Raw genomic sequence first — 21,234 nt, 5'->3', positions numbered from 1 at the left:
TCAGTAACCATACCTACGGTAAGGCGACGCTGAGGTGGTTTGAAAAGATTTTTGAAGAGTACTATATTTAAATACACTGTTTCTAAGTGCTTCTTACCTAAAATTATAGCATATGATAAGTCTTCTCTCCAATAAAAGAACAGTCAAGTAAATGCTAATATAATATTCTGAAGGAGCTCCTGTTTCCAGATTCTCTGACAATACTTTCAATAAGTAAAATGAAAACAGGCAGAATAATCTGTGATAGCCTAAAGATTAATAAAAAAAATCTGGGACAAAAGTCTAACCTTAAATATAAAAAGCGAACAAACGAGTTTTCTGACACTCAGAATTCTGTCTTGTTCGCTTTTTTGTCTAATCTATCGATTTTAGAAATTTATAATAAAGAATCCCTAAAATAAAAATATTTTTATCCCAGCCTCCACTTCTATATTCACCTATTGAAATTCTTTGACATCTCCATCATAAGTCGCCCAATCTTTGCTGAAAAAGCGCTCATTCAGATGGTAAGTCGGAGCTGGTGTGGGATTGGATAGGAAAGGATCAACTGCCTTGTCAAAAGCCAACCAACCCAACCAACCAAGGTGAATGGTATCCTTCATAAAGAAAGCTTCCCCACCGTCCTTAGAAAAATCTGCTATATTGGTAAAACCTTGACTTTCTAACTGGTAGCGAATCTTCTGCACCGTTTGTTGATACATATCCTCTCGTAAACCAGCGTAGTCCATCCATTTTTTATTAACAGGTGGAATGATAAAAATCGGGTTGACCTTAGATTTAGAAAACTGTGTTACAACCAACTGCAAGTCATTATACTCTGGCGACTTGAGGTAGGTGAAGTTTTTCTGAGAATCCTTTAATTTCTTCAAATCCTTCTTGATCTGCTTATTATAGAAATCATTTTCCATTCCCAGATCATTATTGGAAGTATTCTTTTCAGCATCTGATTTAACGACATCTTCTATAGCTTGATAAGAAAACTGGTCTGGCAAAGTATTTAAATACTTAGCTACATGCTTATCATAATTGACATAGCCTCTAACTGAAAACTGACCAAAAAAGGAAGCTTGGCGTTCATTAAACCGAGCCAATAATTCAATCATTTCATTGTCTGCCGTCGATAATTCTTCTTTGCTTGCCAACTTCTGAACCAAATCCTTCATAGCTACGTTTGGGAACTGCTGTAGTAAGCGAGTCGCCGCATATTGACTAGCCTGATCTCCAGATTGATGTTCCAGAAAACTGGTCAACTGGTCTCCATTAAAATACTGCTGGAAGGCTGCTGGCTCATAGCCGTTTTTACTGAACCACTGAGGTGAGATAACATACACAACTTGTTTATTCTCCAGTTGTGGCAACATCTGTTGCATTCCAAAATACTGGTTAAGCGATGCAGCTCCCCTCTGTCCTAAAAGATAAGGACGGTAGGAGCGATTGTATTTCTCAGCTAATACCGCAGGATGAGCACCGTCAAAACGAAGCCATTCACTAGAGCCAAAGAAGGGAACAAAACGCATATTTGGATCAGATAGTGCTCTGACTTTTTGACTTCGCTCCTTAAAACTATCGATAGTAGTAGCCACCGCTGAACGCTTTTCAGCTCCTAGATTATGATGCATCTCAGTAGGATAAAAGAAAATGAGCAGAAAAACCAACAAACCAGCTATCAAGACCGGTCCGAAGATCATCCATAAGCGTTTAAGCATTTTGTAGCTCCACAATACCAGCTATAATTTTATTAGCTGTATTCCAGTCATCGCGACCAAACTCTGTTACAGGGACACGAATGTCAAAACGGTTCTCAATCTCCACAATCAACTCAACCGTTCCCATACTATCCAAGACACCTGCATCAAAAAGATCTTCATCCATCATGTCAGAAACATCTTCCATAAACAACTCATCAATAATTTCGATAACTTCTGATTTGATATCCATATTTTATTTCCTTTTATTTTTTAAACCATAAATCATTCAAGAACCCAGAAAAGATCAAGAATGACAGCATGACGACATGGAAAGTGATAACCATGCCAAGCAACTGAATCCAGCGATTCTCAGGTAGGGCAGTCTTCCCTGCTTTTTTCCGTTCCTTATTGAGTGTTTTTTTCTTACGAACCCAAGCGTCATTGATGACCAATCCAATCCCATGAAAGAGTCCATAGGCGATGTAGTACCAAGTCACTCCATGCCAAAATCCCATAATCAGCATATTGACAATGTAGGCCACACTTGAGGTTACATTACGATTTTTAAAGACTTTCTTTCTGGTTAACACCATGACCATTCGCATAAAGACAAAGTCACGGAACCAGAAAGAGAGGCTCATGTGCCAACGATTCCAAAACTCTTTTAAATCCCTTGATAAAAAGGGCTTGTTAAAGTTGATGGGGCTACGGATTCCCATCAAATTTGAAATGGCTAAGGCAAACATAGAATAACCTGCAAAGTCAAAGAAGAGTTCCAGACCAAAGGTATACATAACTGCCAAGGCATAGAGGTTAAAGAAACCACCTGACTGCAGGGCTAAATTCTTCAGAGGAGGGAGTAAGGTCTCTCCTAAAACATGAGCTAGGATAAACTTATACAAAAATCCCCACATGATATAGCGAACAGACTCATCCAGCATATCCAGCAACTCATCTCGCTCAGGAATGGTCTGATAATTTTCATTAAATCGCTTAAAGCGATCGATTGGACCACTTGAAAAAGTCGGCATGAAGAGAAGGAAACGAAGGAATTCCCAGAGAGTAAAATCCTTAATCACTCCATCTCTCAGCTCGATGATAATCCCAACCGAACGAAAGGTCAGGTAAGAAATTCCCAAGAACCCAAGCAAAGACTGCGTTCCATTGATAGCCGGCTGCACCTTGACAAGGATAATCGGAAGGAGGGACAGAAAACTAACTAAGTAGAAGACCCACTTGCCATCCTTGCTTTTTCGATAATGCTTGTAGAAAAGCAGGAGCAATATTTCCCAGCAAAGGTAAATACCCAAGGCAACCAACTGATTGGTCTTCCCACCTACCAACATGGTGACAATAAAGAAGAGGCTAACCAGCACTTCATACCAGGCAAAGCGTTTCTTGAAAAAGAGGCCGATAAAGATGGGCAAGGTTGCAGCAATCACATAGACAAAATACTGAGGATTGCCATATGGCTCTAAATGAGGAAGCTGTTGAAAGAACTCCATCATCTCTTATTCACCTCGTTAATCAATCCTTTGATGTCAATCTTTCCATTTGGAGTCAGTGGCAAACTGTCTCGGTAAAGGAATTTGGACGGCATCATATAAGACATCATAATATCTGTCAAGTCTTCCTTGATAGCCTTGGTAATATCGATATCACGCTCAAACTGTTCACGGACACCATCTTTTAAGATGACATAGGCCAACAGATTTTGTACCTTGTGGTCCTTATTATAGCGCGGTACTGCGACAGCAGACTCGATAAAGCGAGACTTGTTGAGGTTTTGAGAGACATCTTCTAACTCAATGCGGTAACCGTTGAACTTAATCTGGAAGTCCATTCGTCCGCCGTAGAGAAGCAAGCCTTCATCTGTCATGGTTCCCACATCGCCTGTGTGATAGGCTGGCAGACCTTCAAACTCAAAGAAGGCTTCCGCTGTTTTTTCAGGATTGTTCATATATCCTTTTGAAACAGCTGGCCCAGAAACAATGATTTCTCCCTGTTCGCCATTTGGCAGTTTATTTCCGTCCTCATCAATGATAAAGGTTGGAGAATCAGCCTTGGTATAGCCGATTGGTAGGCGTTTGAGAGTCGCTAACATCTCGTCTGTCACGGCAACTGCTGACAGAGCCACTGTCGCTTCTGTTGGGCCGTAGGCATTGATAATACGGGCATTTGGGAAACGCTCGCGCAGTTTTTGAGCCGTTTTAACCGTCAATTCTTCGCCATCAAAGTAGAAATGCGTGATCCCAGGCATTTTCTCGCTATTAAAGTCTTCTGACAACATGGCCATATCCGCAAAAGAAGGGGTTGATGTCCAGATAGCGATTGGCAATGAAAAGATAGTCGCAAAGAGTTGCTTAAAGTCCTGAGTAATAGCTGAAGGAAGAGCGAAAAGCGTACCACCCAGCGCCAAGGTCGGCGCCCAGTACATGACAGACAGGTCAAAAGAATAAGGTGGCTGAGCCAGCATTTGCGGACGACTTGGCGTCGCAAATTCCTTGTCCGTAATCATCCAGTTAGTAAAGCTGAGGAGGTTATTATGTGAAATCTGCACTCCCTTAGGCTTACCAGTCGTACCAGAAGTAAAGATGATGTAGTAGTTATCATCTCCCTTGACTGGATGCGTGATCTCATATCTAGACCCTTGAGCAAAGGCTTCTTGAACCTGAGCTAGAGTCATCATCGGTGTAGAAACCTGCTCCACTGGAAAGTCTGAAATGGCAATAATCAAACTTGGCTCCGCTACTTCTAAAATAGCCGAAACTCGCTCCAAGGCCGAATGACTGTCAATGGGAATGTAGGCATGTCCTGACTTAGTCAAGGCTACAAAAGTTGCCAACATTTCATATTCTTGGCCACCAAAAACGACCACAGGAGACTTCTCAGGCAAGCCTAGTTGGTCAATGGCTGTAGCTAAACTATCCGAATTAGCCTTTAAATCTCCATAAGTGTGTTCCTGATCCAAAACATTGTAAACAGGATAGCTAGGCTGTGTCTGAGCAAAATGCTCAATGGTTTCAATCATATCTACTATTGGTTTATTTGACACAATAGGAATTCTCCTTCAAGTTAAAATTCATTATAGATAAAGCTTCCTTGACCCTGACCAAGATAGCTAAAGAAGTAAAGCAGCCCTAGAAAGATAAGAAAATACAAGGCTGTCCGACCAAGAAAGAGGTACAATTCTTTTCTCTGTTTCATCAAGAAAAACCATTCATTTCTGTAATTTTTGCTAAATAAGATAGACTCTTACTATAGTATTTTTCTACTATTGTACCACTTTATAGACTAGTTTTTCAATTGTTTACCGTATGTTTTCAATAGATTTCAGTTTATTTTAAGGATTATGCGGTTTTTCGATGAATATTTTAAAAGAAAAGAACCCGAGATTTTCATCTCAAGCTCTATCAACATAATTGTTTTCTAGATTAGAAAAGTGAGAATACAAGCACGGCCAAGGCTGCACCGATAACAGGTCCCACAACAGGAATCCAGGCATAAGACCAGTCTCCGTCTCCTTTGTTTGAAATTGGAAGGATACTGTGCATGATACGAGGTCCAAGGTCACGCACAGGGTTCAAGGCATAACCTGTTGTCCCACCTAGTGATAGACCGATACCGACAATCAAGGTCCCCACTGCAAAGGTTCCGATACCTGCCTGAAAATCGTAAAGACCCAAAGCAAAAATTGTCAAGACCAAAACAAAGGTTCCTAGGATTTCACTAATCAAGTTTGATACAGTATCTTTGATAGCTGGACCAGTACTGAAGGTGGCTAGGATATTGCCTGCATTTTCTTCTGCCTCATAATGCGGTTTGAATTGCAACCAAACCAAAATCTGACCCAGCATAGCCCCTGCAAACTGAGCTAGGATATAAGGGAAAACGGAAGCCCAAGGTAAGCCACCTTTTAAGGCCACACCGATGGTCACAGCTGGGTTTAAATGAGCTGGACTGAGTTTTCCAGATACAAAGACTGCAACCGCAACTGCAATCCCCCAACCCATAGTAATCACAATCCAACCTGAGCTGTTGCTCTTGGTTTTTGGAAGAACCACACCTGCAACAACACCATTTCCTAGAAGAATCAGGATTAAAGTCCCTAGAAATTCTCCAAATAATTCATTCATCATCTTTCTGTCTCCATTAAAAAGAAGGGGCGGGCGGCAAGGAATGCTGCCCTCCACCTCTTTTATTTTTTCTTAATTTTTTAATTCTGCTAAATCGTTGTTAGCGAGAGCCGCTTCGACATCCGCACGGTAGCCTGCTTTTTCTTCTTCTGACCAATCATAGAATCGTCCCATTTCATCCAATACTGGCTCAACGATGCTATCCAAACTATCACGCATAAAGAGCATGTGGTTGGTACGACGAAGAAGGAAGTCAACTGGGCTCAGAGCCAACTCGTTGCGCATTGCATAGTGAAGGGACAAGGTATCTGCCAAGCTGAGGCCTGGCGCTTGTTCCAAACTATGAGCAAGAGCAAAGACTTTCGGTGCATTTGAACCGTAAAGATTTGCTAGGTAATGAGCTTCCTTGCTATCCAAACCACGTGACACTCCAAGTTGCGCAAAGGCTTCGATTTCTGAATCCACATTTGCTGGGTTCAATTCCCCACCTGAAACAGGGTAAGTCTTAGAATTGATGAGTTTAAAGCTACGGTCAAATTCTGCTTTGAGGATGTCAACCACGCGCTCCATAGCTCCTTCAGCCATCTTACGGTAGTCTGTGATTTTACCACCAGCAAGGGTCAAGAGGCCATTATCATCACGGTCCAAGCTCGAACCACGTGAAACTGCAGATGGATCCAAATGCTTCTCAGATGTGCTGCTTTCAAGCTTGCTGACAGCAGACTCAACATCTTCACGCGTTTTTTCTTTAGAGAGATAAGATTCAACAGTCGCAATCAAGTTGTTAAAGCTTTCATCACTGATGGTTCCGTTATTTCCTCCATTGTAGTCAGAAGCGCTATTGCCTGCGATCAATGGACGAAGACCTGCCCAGCTGCTTTCGATATCATCAATGGTGATGTGAGCTTCTGGGAAGCGGTTATTGACAATGCCAAGTAGATAATCTACATCTTCCTGCGTCACTTTTGGATGTTCCAAATCACCTGTGTAGTCTGTATCAGTTGTACCGAAGTAGGTCTTGTTTTCACGTGGGAGAACAAAGACCATACGACCGTCACCCAAACCAGTGTCAAAGTAAACTGGCTGTGAAACCTTGATCTTGCTTGAATCCACTACCAGGTGAACTCCCTTAGTTGGACGCATTTGTGAGAATTGTGTTCCCTTATTAGACAAATTACGTACCTTGTCGCTCCAAGGGCCTGTTGTGTTAATCACCAGACGGGCCTTGATTTCAAAGACTTGGTCTGTCAAGAGATCACGAGCTACAACACCTGTAATCTTGCCACTTTCGTCAAAGAGAAAGCCTTCTGCCTTCACGTGGTTGGCAATAAGAGCACCGTCTTGGTTGGCACGTTTGATGTTTTCAATCACAAGACGCGCATCGTTGTTACGGAAGTCAAGGTAAACCCCACCTCCTACCAAACCTTCTTTCTTCAAGTTTGGCTGGCGTTCCAAGACTTGATCCTTGCTCAAGACCTTGTTTGCAGCTGGTGTGTTGCTAACACCTGCCAAAAGGTCGTACAAGTCCATAGCTACTTTGAGACGAAAGAGGCTAAAGGTCGCTCCATCTTCATCATAAACTGGCAAGAGCATTGGGTCTGGTTTTGGAATATGTGGTGCGATTTGTTGAACCACTGCACGTTCTGAAACCGTATCTGAGACCACTTCTACGTCAAATTGCTTAAGGTAACGAAGACCTCCGTGAACCAATTTTGTTGAACGGCTAGATGTCCCTTCTGCGAAGTCCTGCATTTCAATCAAACCAGTATCTAGACCACTAGCTGCAGCCTGCAAGGCTACACCAGCCCCTGTGATTCCTCCACCGATAATCAAGAGGTCCAGGGTACGTTCCTGCATTTTTTTAATTGATAATTCACGTGTTTTCTTTGAAAATTCCATATTTACACACTTTCTAACTAAGTCGCTTTATTCTTCCAGTGTTAGTCGTCTACTTCCGCAAAGACTTGGGTTGCTTTTACAGCCTTCTTCCAGCCCTTGTAAAGTTGTTCCTTGCGAGATTCGTTCATCGATGGTTCAAAGAGTTCCCCTGTCTCGTTCAAGAGTTTCAACTCATCCAAATCCTTCCAGTAACCTACTGACAAACCTGCTAGGAAAGCTGCTCCTAGAGCTGTTGTTTCCAAGTTTTTGGCGCGTGCGATATCGATTCCCAAAATATCAGCTTGGAACTGCATGAGGAAATTGTTCATAGCTGCACCACCGTCTACTTTCAAGACTTGAATAGCTGTCTGCGCATCCACTTGCATGGTGTCGATGATGTCACGCACTTGATAAGCAATAGATTGCAAAGTCGCCTTGATAAAATCTTCCTTGCTTGTTCCACGAGTCAATCCAAAGACAGAACCGCGAGCGTTTTGGTTCCAGTATGGAGCGCCTAGACCTGTAAAGGCTGGAACGACATAAACTTCATCATCATTGTGAGAATCACGAGCGTATTTTTCAGATTCTGGTGAATTTTCAACCATGCGAAGTCCATCACGAAGCCACTGAATGGCACTTCCTGCTATGAAGATAGAACCTTCCAAGGCATAGTAAACCTTGCCGTTGATTCCGTAACCAATGGTTGTTAAGAGGTTGTTTTCAGATAACTGCATTTCTTCACCAGTATTCATGATGATAAAAGAACCTGTTCCATAAGTATTCTTGACCATACCTGGTTCAAAGGCCAACTGTCCAAAGAGGGCTGCTTGTTGGTCCCCAGCCATACCTGAGATTGGGACTTCTCCACCATAGAAATGGAATGGAGCTGTCTTGCCGTAAATTTCAGAGTTAGAACGAACTTCTGGCAACATAGCCTTAGGAATGTTGAGGATTTCCAAAATCTCATCATCCCATTTGAGTTCTTTAATGTTATAAAGCATGGTACGAGCTGCATTTGAATAGTCAGTCACGTGAGCCGCACCGTCAGTCAATTTCCAAACCAACCAAGTATCGATGGTACCAAAGAGCAATTCCCCTTTTTCTGCTCGCTCTTGAGCGCCTTCTACATGATCCAAAATCCAACGAACCTTGGTAGCAGAGAAGTAAGCATCGATGATCAAACCAGTCTTTTCATGGAATTTTTCCACATAACCTTGGCTTTTCAGTTGTTCAGCCAGAGGAGCAGTTTGGCGTGATTGCCAAACGATTGCGTTGTAGATAGGAAGTCCTGTTTTCTTATCCCAGACAACCGTTGTTTCACGTTGGTTGGTAATCCCGATTGCTTCGATTTGATTTGGCTTGACACCACTTTCGATGAAAGCACCTGCAATAACTGACTGAACAGAGTTCCAAATTTCATTGGCATTGTGCTCAACCCAACCTGCCTGAGGGAAAATCTGAGTGAACTCTTTTTGACTCGAGCTAACTTTTTCTCCTTTTTTGTTGAAAATAATGGCACGAGAACTTGTAGTTCCCTGGTCAATGGCCATGATGTATTTTTCTTGTGACATGTGCTGTCCTCCTGATAAAGATCTTGAGGATGTTTCCTCTTTACACTTACTAGTATACAAAATAAAGCGCTTTCTTGTTCATCAACTTTTTTTAATTTTTTAAAAAATGTGAGTAGATTGTGTGAATTTCACAAAAAAGACCTGGAATAACCAAGTCTTTTAAGTGAATAATAACTGACGAATCCCTGCCAAATCTTCCATATCCAAGTCGTTTTTTAAATAATAGACTGGTGTCTGTTCCTTCTTATGAATCGGGTTATTGGTAACCAGCAAATCATAATGCCGAGTTCGGTCATAGGCTTCAATGGTAATAAAACGGTTGTATTCCAAATACCGTTTCAAAATGGCTGCCATCCTTGAAAAGACAAGAAAACCAGATGTCAAATCCAGACCAATCCGCATATGCTGGCCACCGTTTTCAGCCATATATTCAATTAACTGCAGCCATTCCCAGAGAATCTTCTTATCCAAATCCGTCCCCTGTTGAAAAGCAGGTAGAGCATGAAAAATCTCCTCTGCCGTTCCCTTAAAATCATGTTCCATCAGCAAATAGGGATGACGATTCTCCAACTGGTACTTGTAGCGATCCTGTAAAATATAGCCCTTATAGAGATAGACTTGAGCACAAAGTTGACTGAGTTCATAGGTGACATGGTCCTCTATATAACCGCCCAGTAACTCTTCCTTCTTCATCTCTTGAATCAATTGTGTCAGTAAATCTGCCAACTGCCCTCCAAAACCAAGGATATACTCCATAGTATGAAGAGGAAGAATGCGATGAGATAGGAGGAAAGAGAAGAATATCATCATCTCCCCATCCTCAGTTCCTAGAGGAAGGTGTTGCCCGGCAAAAAAGGAAGGAGCCTTTCGATGCAAACGAAGGTAGAAAATATTGTCAAAATACCCTCGCATTTTCTCTTCTATGACTTGGAACTGACAAGCATTAACCCGAAGACGTTGTTGACTGATATGAGCCCAGAGAACCAAGTCCAATTTCTGCCCCGAAGACAAACTCGCACCGCAGATTTCTTCTAAACTAGCAATTTCCTGCTTTCTCTCTGGTTTCTGCATGTGACCTTCCCACTCCTGACTCGACCAGACCTTGCGGAAAAGACAGAAATAGAAATAGCGAATCTGATGCTCTGGACCTCGCCAACGTCCATTTTGGATAGATAAGTTAAATTCTGACAAAATCTGATTTAGACTAGCCAAGTGACGACCAAGCGTTGCCTCACTAATCATCAATTCTTGAGCCAATTGATGGGCTAAAAACTGTTGGTGGTAGAGAAGATAGACCACAATCTGGTATTTAACAGCATTCTCCAAAAACAGGCTCCGAATCTCTCTCCCCTTGGTAGCTGGACCGATAGACAGATGCAGATTTTCATCTTCTAAGTGAATAGTCAGCTCTAAGCCACTATCCAAAGCCTTGTCATTGAGCAGGGTGACATATTTGGTTAGGGTTGCTTTTGAAAATCCTGTTTCTTCCATTACAGCCTTGACGGTCGTCTGAGACTCTTGTAATAGAAAGGAAAGGATTGAAAATTGGCCAGATTCAGCCTTTTCCATCAAATCTCCTAAATACATTTGTTACCCCTTTTATTTTCTATCTTAAGCATAGCATAAATCTTACAAATGCTGAAATAATCTGTTTCTCTTTTTATTTTCATGCTGATTTCCTGGTCCATTATCCTGAAAATCAGCAAACACACGGCTCCCCCTTTGGGCATTTTTATGCTAAAATAGTAGCTATGGATAAAATTATTAAAACTATATCAGAAAGCGGAGCCTTTCGTGCTTTTGTCCTTGATAGCACAGAAACCGTCCGCACTGCTCAAGAAAAACACCAAACCCAAGCTAGCTCAACTGTAGCACTTGGTCGAACTCTTATCGCTAGCCAGATTCTCGCAGCCAATGAAAAAGGAAATACCAAACTAACAGTTAAGGTGCTGGGTTCTAGCTCTCTAGGTGCCATTATCACGGTCGCTGATACCAAGGGGAACGTCAAAGGATACGTTCAAAATCCTGGTGTTGACATCAAAAAGACTGCAACTGGTGAAGTTCTAGTCGGACCTTTTGTTGGAAATGGTCAATTTCTCGTTATCACAGACTACGGCATTGGAAATCCTTATACTTCCTTGACCCCACTCATCTCTGGAGAGATTGGGGAAGACCTTGCTTTCTACCTAACAGAAAGCCAACAAACCCCTTCTGCAGTCGGTCTCAATGTCCTTTTGGACGAGGAAGACAAGGTCAAGGTTGCTGGTGGTTTCCTAGTTCAAGTCTTGCCGGGAGCCAAGGAAGAAGAGATTGCTCGCTTTGAAAAACGCATCCAAGAAATGCCAGCTATCTCAACGCTTCTCGAAAGTGAAGACCATATCGAAGCCCTTCTCAAGGCAATCTACGGTGACGAGGCTTATAAGCGTCTTTCTGAAGAAGAAATCCGTTTCCAATGCGACTGTAGCCATGAACGCTTTATGAACGCTCTTGCCAGCCTTCCAAGCTCAGACTTACAGGAAATGAAAGAGGAAGACCACGGAGCAGAAATCACTTGTCAATTCTGCCAAACGACTTACAACTTTGATGAAAAGGACCTGGAGGAACTCATTCGTGACAAATCTTAATACACCTTTTATGATTGGTAATGTTGAGATTCCCAATCGTACCGTTTTAGCGCCTATGGCTGGCGTGACAAACTCAGCCTTTCGTACCATCGCAAAAGAGCTCGGAGCTGGACTCGTTGTCATGGAAATGGTCTCTGACAAGGGGATCCAATACAACAACGAAAAAACCCTGCACATGCTTCATATCGATAAAGGCGAAAACCCTGTTTCTATCCAACTTTTTGGTAGTGATGAAGACAGCCTAGCACGCGCAGCAGAATTCATCCAAGAAAACACCAAAACCGATATCGTCGATATCAACATGGGCTGTCCTGTTAACAAAATCGTGAAGAACGAAGCTGGCGCTATGTGGCTCAAGGATCCAGACAAGATTTACTCGATCATCAACAAGGTTCAATCTGTCCTTGATATTCCACTTACTGTCAAAATGCGTACCGGCTGGGCCGATCCATCTCTGGCAGTTGAAAATGCCCTCGCCGCTGAAGCTGCAGGTGTTTCTGCCCTCGCTATGCATGGCCGTACCCGTGAACAAATGTATACTGGCCACGCAGACCTTGAGACCCTTTACAAGGTTGCCCAAGCTCTAACCAAGATTCCATTCATCGCCAACGGTGATATCCGTACTGTCCAAGAAGCCAAGCAACGCATCGAAGAAGTTGGTGCTGACGCAGTCATGATTGGCCGAGCTGCCATGGGAAATCCTTACCTCTTCAACCAAATCAACCATTACTTTGAAACAGGAGAAATCCTACCTGATTTGACCTTTGAAGACAAGATGAAGATCGCCTACGAACACTTGAAACGCTTGATTAACCTCAAAGGAGAAAACGTCGCAGTTCGTGAATTCCGTGGCCTCGCTCCTCACTACCTCCGTGGAACATCTGGTGCAGCCAAACTCCGTGGAGCTATTTCACAAGCTAGCACCCTAGCAGAGATTGAGGCACTCTTGCAATTGGATAAGGCATAATAGACAAAAACCCGTAACTCTCTTAAAGTTTACGGGTTTTTCTTGGATTTATATAAGCAATCAATGTCTATATGAAATTAGTCATTCTCCGTCTTTTTTCCTTTTAATAGATAAACACCTACTAGAGATATAAGACCTAAGAATTCCATAAGCAACGTTGACATTGTTCCAGTTGATGGGAGCGCTTGCTTATCTTTTTTATCTGAATTTGAACGATTTTCACTCATTTGATTTGCTTTATCAGCAAGAAGAACCATTTCCTTATCATCAGATTGAGTTTTTCCTTCCCTATTTGCCTCTGGCTCGACAACCATTTGTTTTTTAGGAAGTGTTTTAATCGCAAATAAGCTGAAATGACTCGTTTTGAAAACGACTTGCCCATTTTCAACTGTTGATAGGAGCAACTCCAACTCTCCATTTTCTTTCACATGGTAAACTTGAATCTCAGACTCAATATTACCAATTGCAAGACGAACTACTCTCTCTCCCTTCACATGGGTTTCTTTTCCATCTTTTGAAAGGGAAATATCAAATATGCGCACTGTTCCTTGCCCTGTTTGACGGGTAACATTATCAATCATTTCTTTTGTTGTTACCTCTTTAAGATTGACAGTGTCTGCTTCTGTAGCAGTTTCAAACATAACAGTAATCTTCGTATTTCCCTGTTCAGTCATGAATACCTTTTGGACAGGAGATGTCAGTTGAGATGAGAGAGTAGGAGAAAGACTGTTAGATCTTGTAAGAGATGAAGAATTTGTCTCGTTTCCTGATGGTTTACTTGGAGTAGTTTCTCCTGGTTTTTCTGGAGATTTTGGTTTAGTGGAAGCACTAGAACTTCCTGAAGAGCTAGTGGAACCGGAGTGACTTCCTGTGGTTGAACCTGATGGGTTCTGCTCTTTTTCCGCAGGTTTGCTTGGAGCAGGTCGCTCTGGTTTTTCTGGAGATTTTGGTTTAGTGGAAGCACTAGAACTTCCTGAAGAGCTGGTGGAACCGGAGTGACTTCCTGCAGTGCTTCCTGATGGGTTCTGCTCTTTTTCCGCAGGTTTGCTTGGAGCAGGTCGCTCTGGTTTTTCTGGAGATTTTGGTTTAGTGGAAGCACTAGAACTTCCTGAAGAGCTAGTGGAACCTGATTGACTTCCTGTGGTTGAACCTGATGGGTTCTGCTCCTTTTCCGCAGGTTTGCTTGGAGTAGGTTGCTCTGATTTTTCTGGAGTTTCTGGTTTAGTGGAAGCACTAGAACTTCCTGAAGAGCTGGTGGAACCGGAGTGACTTCCTGCAGTGCTTCCTGATGGGTTCTGCTCTTTTTCGGCAGGTTTGCTTGGAGCAGGTTCTTCTGATTTTTCTGGAGTTTCTGGTTTAGTGGAGGATCCTGAATTTGACGAAGAAGATAAGCCCTTTTTAAAGTTAGACAAAGCTTCATCTAGTTTTAATCGACTTTCTGCCACCAGTTTCTTTAGTTGGGCTTTTTGGGTTGATTCATCTAATTTATGCAAATACGTTTTTTCAATATCTTTTAGATTTTTAATTAGCTCTACAGTATTGATATGATGATCTTTTTCTAAATTTTTCTTGATGTCATCCAATAAACCTGTTAGATGTTTAGTGACCGCTTCCTTTGCCTTATTTCGCTCTAAGCTGATTTCTCTATTTTGATGAGTAGCTATCAGTTCATCAATTGCCTGTTTAGATTTTTCTATCAGAGCTTCCACTTCTTCTTTACTCGAAGCACTATCAAATTGCGCACTATATTCGGATAAAGTCTTTTGAGACGCCAACAAGAGGTCTCCAAACCAAAAAGCAGCTGGATTTAATTTTGTTAAACGACTTTTTCTATAATTATCCAAAGTTGTTTTAGCTGTTTCTTTAGCTTCTTTAAGATTTGTCTCCGTAGTTTTTTCAGTAGAAACTATATTTCCTCCTTGATTTTCTACTTTTGGTGGAGTTGGATTATTATGTTCTTTTCCAGAAGGTGAATCAGAATCTAATCCTTGATTCGCAGGCTTAGTCGTATCACCTCTACCATTAGAAGAATTAGAATTTCCTGATGGTTTACTTTGTTGATTTGATAAACTATTCTTAAAGTCCCCTACCAACTTATCTAGCTCACTTTGTCCTTTTTGTCTCATCTGTTCCACTTCTGCCTCATCATAAGCTTCATCAAACATACTTTGATACTTTCGGACAATACTTTTAACACCCTCTACTATCTCCCCGATTTTAGAATTATCTTGTTTTTCCAATTTTGTAAGTTCGTCTAAGCGATGTTCCATATATTTAGATAGAAGTAACTTAGCTTGAACAACTGCCTCATTACGTTTAGTCTCACGTATTGTCCGAGCCTCATCATAAAATTGATTTTGTACGTTCGCTAATGTTGAATAGTCCTTCCCATCTTCAATTTGTTTTCTATAGTCAGCTTTTCTATCACTAGATAGATCCGTATCTTCCAATTCTTTTATCAACTGCTGTCTATATTCCTTCAACCTATCTTGCCCACTAGATGTAACCGTGGGGTTATTCCCACCTCCAACCACTTCTGCATGGACTACTCCTCCTAAGAACAGACTAGCAACTACTACACTAGCTACTCCAATACTAAATTTACGAATTGAATAACGTACTTTTCTTTCACTTTTTGATGCAAACATGATTATTTCCTCCAATATTTTTCTTAACACTACTATATCATTTCAATATGAACTGTATATGAATTGAATCTTGTATTTATCTCTTTATGCTTCCATTTGGGATTATAACTTCATGTAATAACTTTTCCTCTTCAGCTATTCGTCGATACAAAATAACTGCATAAACTGGAAAAACTAAAACAAAAGTCATATAGGCATGACTCAGCAAGGTCAAGCCAATCAACTCAGGAAGGATATTTAAAAAGTAATTGGGATGTTTTACTGTCCTAAATAAGACATGATCCACAAACTTATGATTCGGTGCTAACATCAACTTGACTGTCCAAATATCCCCAAGCAGATGAATAACAAGTAGCAACATCAACATAGAGAATATCAGGAGCACCAAACCCGCAACACTCATCATATTGAAAGACGGTCGATAGACTAGGGCTTCCATAAAACAAGCCAGATAAAAAACAATATGAACCAAGGTAAGACGTTTGGTATTTTTAATGCCAAATTCTCGCCCACCATCCCTACGAAGCCGTTTTTCATTTGCAATTGATTTCTTTAGGAACAACAAGCGAATTAAAAATACACAGATAATGATTATTGCTATCATCACGATCCCCTTTCTTTACTACTACTGTAACATCTCTATGTTAACCCAATATGAATTGGAAAAGAAAAAGAACGAAAACTGATTCCGTTCTTTGATTTACTCTATCACTACCATTCAAACTATGCTTCCTTAAATTATCCTCAAGTAAGAAAAGAGTCTTACTAAAGCTAACTATCTGGTAACAAGCAGATTTTAAATTCCATCCCTTGTTCATAAGGCAAGAAACTATAGGACATACGATGACTCTCTAAGATATTCTTAACAATATAAAGACCCAATCCTGATCCTGTTTCTCTGTCTGTTACAATTTGTGAATGGTAAAAAATATCAAATAAATGTTCTAACTCTTCCTGATTCAAAGGAGCACATGTATTCCTAATAGAAAGATAACCATCTTGCTCAGAAATAGTCACAATGCCAGATTGATCTGAGTACTTGATAGCATTACTGATAAGATTTGTCAAGACTTTATCCAAAGCCTTCAAGCTCATCCTTACTTTTGTATCAGTAGTCAACTGATTATCAATCACAAGATTTTTAGAAAATGCCAATTCCTGATATCGAGACAAAACATCTGTCAAAACGGTATTTACCTTTAAAATCTCACTGCACTCTGTCCATTCTTGAAATTTAGAAGATTCCAACACTTCCTCTAGCAAGAAACTCATCTGATCGATTTTATCAATACTCTTTTCAAGATACTTAGGATGATCTTTATAATCCCCCACATTGTATTGCATATTTTCTAAGATAATCCTGAGAGTAGCTAGAGGTGTCTTTAATTCATGTGATGCTCCACGGACAAAGGAAACCTTTTGATTTTGCAATTTTACAATTTGCTCATTGCGATTTTCCAACTCATGAATAACCTTCAACAAGTGCTCATACACACCATTAATCTGCTTTCCAACTTCACCAACTTCATCTTTTCTGCTTTCATCAAAACGAATATTATCATCCAAATCTTGCATCTTACTAGTCACTTCTGAAATGTAAAAAAGAGGATTGAGCAAGCGTTTCGTATAAAAATAAGAAAAAACAAAGGAAAAAGCAATTGTAACCAAAAATGTATATGGGAGATACAAAAGCAAAATATTCTTTGCTTCTTTGTAGATATCCACTCCCTGCACAAACTGCACCGTTACCTGTTTACCATCTGCTGTACTAACAGGCATATCTAACATCACGATATAATTTGATAGCTCTCCATCTTTAATATCTAAGTCATGCACAAGAGGGAGCCGCTTATCTAAGATATCTCTTTTAAGGTGAGCAGATATGGTCAAGGACTTTGAATAAGACTGGAGTAAGCTTGGAATTTCATCAGCTGTCTTAGTCTTTAAATACTCCGTAAACACTCTTGCACTCTCATTAAACTTTTCCCCCTCCAATTGAATATAATAAAAAGGAAAGGTCAAATAAATAGCTATATGAATGACTAGACCAACACCACCTAGAATTGCAAAACTTCTTAAAAAAGACTTGGTTAATAATTTAGGATTTTTTATCATAAGCTAATCTTATACCCAACATTTTTCACAGTCACAATGCAATCTAAAGCTAATTTTTTGCGAAGAGTACGAATATAGACATCAACGACCCTATCACAAGGTAAATCAGCTACATCTTTTGAAATTTCTTCCAATATCTGCTCTCTACTTAAAACTTGATTTTTATGTTGAATCAAACACTTTAGTACCAATAATTCCTTTGGTTTGAGATCAATTTCTTCATTTTTATAATGTGCTTTGTAAGAGGTAAAATCCACTGTTGCATCCTGATATTGCCAAAGATCCTCTATGACGTAGTAACGTCTGATAAGCGCTTTAATACGCTTGGCAAGCAGTACCAAAGAAAAAGGCTTTGTCACATGATCATCAGCATAGAGATCAAATACCTGTGACTGAGTAGTTTCATCTCCTAGAGCACTCAAGACGATGACAGGAATATCGTGCTCTTGATTGATTTCTTTTAACACTTCAAAACCACTCTTCCTAGGCATCATTAAATCCAGTACCATGAGATGGATAGGGAGATCCTGAAATTTTTCCAAGGCCTCTTGTCCATCCTTAGCCATAATGACGTGATAACCCTCTTCTGTCAGAAATGCTGCAATTCCTTCTCTAATCATTTCCTCGTCATCTGCAACTAAAATGTTCATCTTTCTCCCTTTCTACTACCGGAACTTCACACATCTATTCCCTGTATGTTATTTGAAAATTTCCTACCAGCCTATCATCTATGATAATGGAATGGATTTCATTTATCCGCTACTTGTTGTCAACAACAACGTCAATACAAGAAAATCATTCATCTTGCAGCTTAGTTTGATTTTTCAAATACCAGCTAGAACGGATTTGACAGGCAAAAAAGAAACAGGTCTCTTTTGAAAGGATAAAAATTTCAGATAAGACTGCTCTTTTTCTACTACACACGCTCTAAGACAAATACGATGGAGGGTAATAAACATATGAATTTTGGGTTGAATAGTGAAAACCACGGATCCTTTAGAAGCTATAGGTTTTAGTTTCATACTCTTCGAAAATCTCTTCAAACCACGTCAGCTCTATCTGCAACCTCAAAACAGTGTTTTGAGCAACCTGCGGCTAGCTTCCTAATTTGCTCTTTGATTTTCATTAAGTATCACTCCACTATGAGTTATGGTCGCTGATACTTTTATTCTTTTATGCAATATCAAATTTTAACCGGCCTGCTTTAACACCAATCTTAAGTGTGCTACCTGCCTCTAATTCTCCCTTGAGAAGAAGTTCTGCCAACTTGTCCTCCACTTCTGTTTGCAGGATTCTGCGAAGTGGACGAGCTCCCATCTCTGGGTCATATCCTTGATTTGCCAACAATTTCAGTGCTGAAGCTTGTAATTTCAAGTCAATGCCTTTTTCAGCCAAACTTGCCACTAAAGGTTTGACCATAATCTTCACTACTTCCTGCATATGGTCACTAGATAGACTATGGAAGACTACCTTTTCATCAATACGGTTGATAAACTCAGGTCTATAAGCTTTTTTCAGCTCTTCGAACATGCGTTTTTCCATATTTTCCTGATCAAAACGAATATCCTTAGCCCCAAATCCGACAGTCTTGTCATCACGAAGGGCTGTCGCACCAAGATTTGACGTCATGATGATAATAGTATTTGAAAAGTCAACCTTGCGACCCTTGCTATCGGTCAAGACACCATCATCCAAAACCTGCAAGAGAACATTAAAGATGTCTGGGTGAGCCTTTTCTACCTCATCAAAGAGGAGAACGGAATAGGGTTTGTTGCGAACTTTCTCGGTCAACTCCCCACCTTCTTCATACCCCACATAGCCTGGAGGAGCTCCGTTGAGACGACTGGCTGCGAATTTCTCCATATACTCACTCATATCAAAGCGGATAAGAGCTGATTCGTCATCAAAAAGAACTTCCGCCAAAGCCTTGGCCAATTCGGTCTTCCCGACACCTGTTGGTCCTAGGAACATAAAGGAACCAATCGGACGCTTATGACTGCGAATCCCTGACTGGTTGCGGCGAATCGCACGGCTAATACTTGAAACAGCTTGATCTTGACCGATGACACGTTTGTGCAATTCAGCTTCCAGATTCAGGTATTTCTTGGCATCCGTTTGAGTCAGTTTTTGGACTGGAATACCTGACAAGCGACTCAAGGTGGTCAAAATATCAGACTCTGTCACCAAGTCTTTATAGACAGGCACTTCCTCTTCTTTTGCGATTAGCTGGGCTGCCTGTTTCCACTTGCCATCCATCAAGGCCTTGTCAGCTGGACTCAAGTCAGAATCGTCTGCTTTTACATGCTTTGATTTATTTTGCACTGTTGCTGCTGCCTCATCCAAGAGATCGATAGCAGAGTCTGGCAAATGGCGACTGGTCAAGTAACGATGAGCCATCTTGACCGCTGTTTCAACCGCTTCATCTGTGATTTGCACACGGTGATGTTTCTCATAAGTCGCCTTCAAACCTTGCAAAATGGTCATGCTGTCTGCAACACTTGGCTCTTCAATCGTTACTTTAGCAAAACGACGAGAAAGGGCAGCATCTTTTTCGATATGTTTTTGATATTCTTCCTGAGTGGTGGCACCAACCGTTCTCAAAGTTCCACGCGCCAAGGCTGGCTTCAAGATATTGGCCGCATCCAGAGTCGAATCAATCCCGCTCCCAGAACCCATGATGGTGTGGAGTTCGTCGATAAATAGAATTACTTGACCATCTTCTTCAATATCCTTGATGATATTGTTCATGCGCTCTTCAAAGTCACCACGGAAACGTGTCCCTGCAACGACATTCATCAAATCAAGCTCTAACACGCGCATCTTAGCCATTTCCGCAGGTACATCACCACTAGCAATACGCTGGGCAATACCAAGCGCCAGAGCAGTTTTCCCGACACCAGCATCCCCAACCAAGACAGGATTATTCTTAGTCTTCCGGCTCAAAATTTGAATCATACGCGAGATTTCCTTGTCCCGACCAATGACTGGCTCTAACTTGCCAGAACGAGCTTGCTCTGTCAAATCATGCGTATAGTCCTCGAGACCACCGCTTGGAGTCTGGGGCATGCCCATCATATTAGCCATAGAATTTTGCTTGTCAGCTACTGTACGATGGCGTTGGCGTAGAGCCTTGAGGTCTTCACGAGTCCAGCCTGCACGTTCTTCTAGATTTCGACGTAGGGCAGCAATCTTAACCTGATCTTTCTTGTCTTCATAAGAAAAACCAGCCCTCTCCAAGATACGAGTCGCCAAGGCATTTCCATCATGCAAAATCGCATAAAGGACGTGCTCCGTCCCTAGCACCTTAGCATGGACCACTGACGCTACATACTCTGCTTCATCAAGAAGGACCTGCAAACGATGAGAAAACGGCAATTCCGTAAAGATTTCATCCTGGCTATAGTCCGTTTCAGTCAGTTCCAAAGCGACTTCTTCTAAACGGTCCATCTCATATGGATAATCATTTAAAGTTGCCCCTGCCACACTATAACTGTGATTGGACATGGCAATCAACAAGTGCCAAGACTCTAGATAATGAGCTCCAAAATGGCCAGCCACCATGTAGGCACTTTCGATACATTCATTCAATGCTTTTGAATAGTTCATC

General features: G+C 41.2%; 16 protein-coding genes. 2 read left to right on the top strand and 14 right to left on the bottom strand.

From position 1 onward, the window contains the following. Positions 1-437 precede the first annotated feature (437 nt). The 9 genes from dltD to HT724_RS01530 all read right to left on the bottom strand — a co-directional run bounded on the left by dltD (position 438) and on the right by HT724_RS01530 (position 10,860). Entirely contained in the window at positions 438-1,706 is a 1,269-nt protein-coding gene (dltD, locus tag HT724_RS01570; protein ID WP_173276037.1) for a D-alanyl-lipoteichoic acid biosynthesis protein DltD, read from the bottom strand. Then, positions 1,699-1,938, bottom strand: a complete 240-nt coding sequence (gene dltC, locus HT724_RS01565; protein ID WP_000351967.1) for a D-alanine--poly(phosphoribitol) ligase subunit DltC — start codon at positions 1,936-1,938, stop codon at positions 1,699-1,701. Before dltC ends, dltD begins: the two co-directional genes overlap by 8 nt. Before the next feature lie 13 nt (positions 1,939-1,951). After that, positions 1,952-3,196, bottom strand: a complete 1,245-nt coding sequence (dltB, locus tag HT724_RS01560; RefSeq protein WP_173276035.1) for a D-alanyl-lipoteichoic acid biosynthesis protein DltB — start codon at positions 3,194-3,196, stop codon at positions 1,952-1,954. Beyond that, positions 3,193-4,743, bottom strand: coding sequence for a D-alanine--poly(phosphoribitol) ligase subunit DltA (gene dltA, locus HT724_RS01555; protein ID WP_173276033.1), 1,551 nt, complete (start codon positions 4,741-4,743; stop codon positions 3,193-3,195). The genes dltB and dltA overlap by 4 nt, the downstream gene beginning before the upstream one ends. 20 nt (positions 4,744-4,763) lie before the next feature. Further along, positions 4,764-4,895, bottom strand: coding sequence for a teichoic acid D-Ala incorporation-associated protein DltX (locus tag HT724_RS01550; protein ID WP_000813667.1), 132 nt, complete (start codon positions 4,893-4,895; stop codon positions 4,764-4,766). A gap of 227 nt (positions 4,896-5,122) precedes the next feature. Then, positions 5,123-5,827 carry an MIP/aquaporin family protein gene (locus HT724_RS01545; RefSeq protein WP_173276031.1) on the bottom strand — a complete coding sequence of 235 codons (705 nt, stop codon included), beginning with the start codon at positions 5,825-5,827 and terminating at the stop codon, positions 5,123-5,125. A gap of 69 nt (positions 5,828-5,896) precedes the next feature. Continuing rightward, positions 5,897-7,723: a type 1 glycerol-3-phosphate oxidase gene (glpO, locus tag HT724_RS01540; RefSeq protein WP_173276029.1), complete on the bottom strand. Its 1,827-nt coding sequence runs from the start codon at positions 7,721-7,723 to the stop codon at positions 5,897-5,899. A gap of 41 nt (positions 7,724-7,764) precedes the next feature. Then, on the bottom strand, positions 7,765-9,273 hold the full coding sequence (gene glpK / locus HT724_RS01535) for a glycerol kinase GlpK (protein WP_049511829.1): 1,509 nt from the start codon (positions 9,271-9,273) through the stop codon (positions 7,765-7,767). A gap of 159 nt (positions 9,274-9,432) precedes the next feature. Continuing rightward, complete coding sequence (locus HT724_RS01530; RefSeq protein WP_173276028.1) at positions 9,433-10,860, bottom strand: helix-turn-helix domain-containing protein; 1,428 nt, start codon at positions 10,858-10,860, stop codon at positions 9,433-9,435. Positions 10,861-11,024: 164 nt separating this feature from the next. On the opposite strand from HT724_RS01530, the gene hslO reads away from it, so the two are divergent. Together hslO and dusB are read left to right on the top strand one after the other, a co-directional pair. Continuing rightward, a complete protein-coding gene (gene hslO, locus HT724_RS01525; protein ID WP_044790967.1) occupies positions 11,025-11,897 on the top strand; it encodes an Hsp33 family molecular chaperone HslO in 873 nt (290 codons plus the stop codon). Further along, positions 11,884-12,864, top strand: coding sequence for a tRNA dihydrouridine synthase DusB (gene dusB / locus HT724_RS01520; protein WP_173276025.1), 981 nt, complete (start codon positions 11,884-11,886; stop codon positions 12,862-12,864). Before hslO ends, dusB begins: the two co-directional genes overlap by 14 nt. Before the next feature lie 77 nt (positions 12,865-12,941). Here the strand turns inward: dusB and HT724_RS01515 are convergent, their stop codons facing one another. The 5 genes from HT724_RS01515 to HT724_RS01495 form a co-directional block, all read right to left on the bottom strand. Beyond that, complete coding sequence (locus HT724_RS01515; RefSeq protein WP_173276024.1) at positions 12,942-15,512, bottom strand: RICH domain-containing protein; 2,571 nt, start codon at positions 15,510-15,512, stop codon at positions 12,942-12,944. A gap of 76 nt (positions 15,513-15,588) precedes the next feature. After that, complete coding sequence (locus tag HT724_RS01510; protein WP_173276021.1) at positions 15,589-16,116, bottom strand: isoprenylcysteine carboxyl methyltransferase family protein; 528 nt, start codon at positions 16,114-16,116, stop codon at positions 15,589-15,591. 167 nt (positions 16,117-16,283) lie between these two features. After that, complete coding sequence (locus HT724_RS01505; protein WP_173276019.1) at positions 16,284-17,627, bottom strand: HAMP domain-containing sensor histidine kinase; 1,344 nt, start codon at positions 17,625-17,627, stop codon at positions 16,284-16,286. Beyond that, positions 17,624-18,277 carry a two-component system response regulator RR06 gene (gene rr06, locus HT724_RS01500; protein ID WP_050112022.1) on the bottom strand — a complete coding sequence of 218 codons (654 nt, stop codon included), beginning with the start codon at positions 18,275-18,277 and terminating at the stop codon, positions 17,624-17,626. The genes HT724_RS01505 and rr06 overlap by 4 nt, the downstream gene beginning before the upstream one ends. Before the next feature lie 523 nt (positions 18,278-18,800). Continuing rightward, positions 18,801-21,233 (bottom strand): ATP-dependent Clp protease ATP-binding subunit, encoded by a 2,433-nt coding sequence (locus HT724_RS01495; protein WP_173276017.1) that lies wholly within the window; start codon positions 21,231-21,233, stop codon positions 18,801-18,803. Between the last annotated feature and the right edge of the window lies 1 nt (position 21,234).

Origin of the sequence: Streptococcus sp. k-402, assembly GCF_013277515.1 — a bacterium.
In the GTDB taxonomy this organism is placed as follows: Bacteria; Bacillota; Bacilli; order Lactobacillales; family Streptococcaceae; genus Streptococcus.
This window is presented reverse-complemented; position numbering and strand designations above follow the sequence as displayed.

What these genes read in the sequence shown, in the direction of transcription:
- dltD (WP_173276037.1), bottom strand. Translation starts at nt 1,706, where the DNA reads ATGCTTAAACGCTTATGGATGATCTTCGGACCGGTCTTGATAGCTGGT.
- dltC (WP_000351967.1), bottom strand. Translation starts at nt 1,938, where the DNA reads ATGGATATCAAATCAGAAGTTATCGAAATTATTGATGAGTTGTTTATG.
- dltB (WP_173276035.1), bottom strand. Translation starts at nt 3,196, where the DNA reads ATGATGGAGTTCTTTCAACAGCTTCCTCATTTAGAGCCATATGGCAAT.
- HT724_RS01550 (WP_000813667.1), bottom strand. Translation starts at nt 4,895, where the DNA reads ATGAAACAGAGAAAAGAATTGTACCTCTTTCTTGGTCGGACAGCCTTG.
- HT724_RS01545 (WP_173276031.1), bottom strand. Translation starts at nt 5,827, where the DNA reads ATGATGAATGAATTATTTGGAGAATTTCTAGGGACTTTAATCCTGATT.
- glpO (WP_173276029.1), bottom strand. Translation starts at nt 7,723, where the DNA reads ATGGAATTTTCAAAGAAAACACGTGAATTATCAATTAAAAAAATGCAG.
- glpK (WP_049511829.1), bottom strand. Translation starts at nt 9,273, where the DNA reads ATGTCACAAGAAAAATACATCATGGCCATTGACCAGGGAACTACAAGT.
- HT724_RS01530 (WP_173276028.1), bottom strand. Translation starts at nt 10,860, where the DNA reads ATGTATTTAGGAGATTTGATGGAAAAGGCTGAATCTGGCCAATTTTCA.
- hslO (WP_044790967.1), top strand. Translation starts at nt 11,025, where the DNA reads ATGGATAAAATTATTAAAACTATATCAGAAAGCGGAGCCTTTCGTGCT.
- HT724_RS01515 (WP_173276024.1), bottom strand. Translation starts at nt 15,512, where the DNA reads ATGTTTGCATCAAAAAGTGAAAGAAAAGTACGTTATTCAATTCGTAAA.
- HT724_RS01510 (WP_173276021.1), bottom strand. Translation starts at nt 16,116, where the DNA reads ATGATAGCAATAATCATTATCTGTGTATTTTTAATTCGCTTGTTGTTC.
- HT724_RS01505 (WP_173276019.1), bottom strand. Translation starts at nt 17,627, where the DNA reads ATGATAAAAAATCCTAAATTATTAACCAAGTCTTTTTTAAGAAGTTTT.
- rr06 (WP_050112022.1), bottom strand. Translation starts at nt 18,277, where the DNA reads ATGAACATTTTAGTTGCAGATGACGAGGAAATGATTAGAGAAGGAATT.
- HT724_RS01495 (WP_173276017.1), bottom strand. Translation starts at nt 21,233, where the DNA reads ATGAACTATTCAAAAGCATTGAATGAATGTATCGAAAGTGCCTACATG.